Annotated in this window: 1 protein-coding gene and 1 pseudogene; one reads left to right on the forward strand and one right to left on the reverse strand. The window is 71.9% G+C overall.

The features are described from left to right. Positions 1-243 precede the first annotated feature (243 nt). On the forward strand, positions 244-1,695 hold the full coding sequence (locus VL973_RS11900; RefSeq protein WP_325284240.1) for a DUF2029 domain-containing protein: 1,452 nt from the start codon (positions 244-246) through the stop codon (positions 1,693-1,695). Here VL973_RS11900 and VL973_RS11905 read toward each other — a convergent pair. Further along, positions 1,653-1,842, reverse strand: a pseudogene (locus tag VL973_RS11905) (glycosyltransferase family 1 protein); the annotation flags it as partial. The gene VL973_RS11900 and the pseudogene VL973_RS11905 sit on opposite strands and share 43 nt — an antisense overlap.

Consider the following 1,842-nt stretch of genomic DNA (forward strand, 5'->3'; position numbering starts at 1 on the left):
AGCATCGACGTCGCCCCCGGCTCACCGCTGGCGACCGAATGGGTGAAACCGCGCGCGGTGGTGATGTTGGCCTGCCGCGCAAAGCCGGGCAGCGCGAACGCCCCCATCCCCAGCGTGCCTGTCAGGATCAGCGAGCGGCGATCGATGCGAATGGTCATGGCGTCCCCGAATGTCTCAAAGCAATGACCGCGCCCCTGCGCCAGCGATGTGGCGAACAGGTTACACCCACGCTAAGCCCGCGCGATGCCGGCCCGCCTCCGCCCCGCCCCGACCCTGATCCTCGTCACGCTGGCGCTGGCCGTGCTGTCGCTGGTCCGGCCCCTCGACCATGACGAAAGCCAATATGTCGCCGCCGCCGCGCTGAGCGCCGACGGGCTGCTGCCCTATCGCGACTATGCCTATCTCCAGACCCCGCTCCAGCCGCTGCTGTTCGCGCCAATCGCGGCGCTGGCGGGGACGTGGACATGGCCGGCGCTGCGACTGGCCAACGCGTTGCTGGCCGCGCTGGCAGTGATCGCCACTTATGTCGCCGCCCGCCGTGCCGGAGCGAGTGAGCGATCCGCGCTGATCGCAGCGTTGGGCTTTGCCGTTTGCGATATCCTGTTGTTCAGCGCCGCCACCGCGCGCAACGACGCGCTGCCCGTCGCGATGCTGGCCGGGGCGCTGGCGCTGATCGCCGGCCCCGCCCCCAACCGCACTCGCGCTTTTGCCACCGGCCTGTTGCTGGCGGGGGCAGCGGCGGCGAAGATCAGCTACGCCCTGCCCGCCGCCGCATGGGGCATATGGGCGCTCACCCACCGCGCGCACCGCCCGCTCTGGGTCGCGGCGGGCGCGCTGCCGGCGGCGTTGCTGACCGGCTGGCTGTGGTCGCTCGCGCCCGATGATTTCGTATTCGGCACCCTCACCTTCCCGGCCCAGGCCCCCGCCGATTATTATGCCGATCGCCCGTGGAAGCTGTCGCTGGCGGCCAAGGCGGTCGACACGCTCAAGTTCCTCGCGCTCGGCCCCGCGCTGCTGGCGATCATCGCCGCCGCGGGCCACCGCGTCGGACCATGGCCATGGCTGGCGCTTGCCGGACTGGTCGCCGCGCTGCTGCCGGAGCCGACCTGGCGCCAATACCTGCTGCCGATGCTGCCGCCACTGTTCGTCGCCGCCGCGCTCGCTATCGACCATGCGCGGCCTGAAGCGCGGATAAGGCGTGCCGCACCGCTGTTTGTCGTCGCGGGCCTGGCCCCCAGTCTGATCGCGCTGTTCCCCGGCGCCCCGGCCATGCTCGCCGCGATGCGCGAAAGCGCCGCCATCCGCGCGGGTCTTGATACAGCGAGCGTGCGCGGCCCCGTCGCGACGCTTTCACCGCAATTCCTGCCCGCCACCGGCCGCCGCCCCGATCCGCGCTTCGCCACTGGCCCGTTCGCCTTCCGCATCCGCGCCTTCCTGCCGCCGTCAGCCGAAGCGCCGCGCCGCATCATCACGCCGCGCACGCTCTCCGCGCAATTCGATCGTCAGCCACCCGCGGCGATCCTGACCGGCGGCGAAGCACGCTGGACCAGCGGCAGCGACGCGCTCGAATCGCCGCTCGACCACTGGGCGCAAACCCGCGGCTGGCGCGCCGTCCCGCTGGACAGCACGCGTTTTCGGCTATGGACGCCGCCTCAGGCCGCCCGCGCGCGCCGCGCCGCGACCAGCGTTTCGTAATAGGCGACCAGATCGCGCGCATGGTCCACGTCGGTGCGGACATGTCGCGCGGCGTTCAGCGTTGCAGCACGCAGGATGCGCGGCTCGCGCGCGAACAGGCGATGGATCGCCTCGGCCGCCGACCGGGCGTCGCGCGCGCGATAGGTT

The sequence above is a fragment of the Sphingomonas sp. genome (assembly GCF_035490575.1).
In the GTDB taxonomy this organism is placed as follows: domain Bacteria; phylum Pseudomonadota; class Alphaproteobacteria; order Sphingomonadales; family Sphingomonadaceae; genus Sphingomonas.

Coding starts and splice junctions, on each gene's coding strand:
- VL973_RS11900 (WP_325284240.1), top strand. CDS start 244: ATGCCGGCCCGCCTCCGCCCCGCCCCGACCCTGATCCTCGTCACGCTG.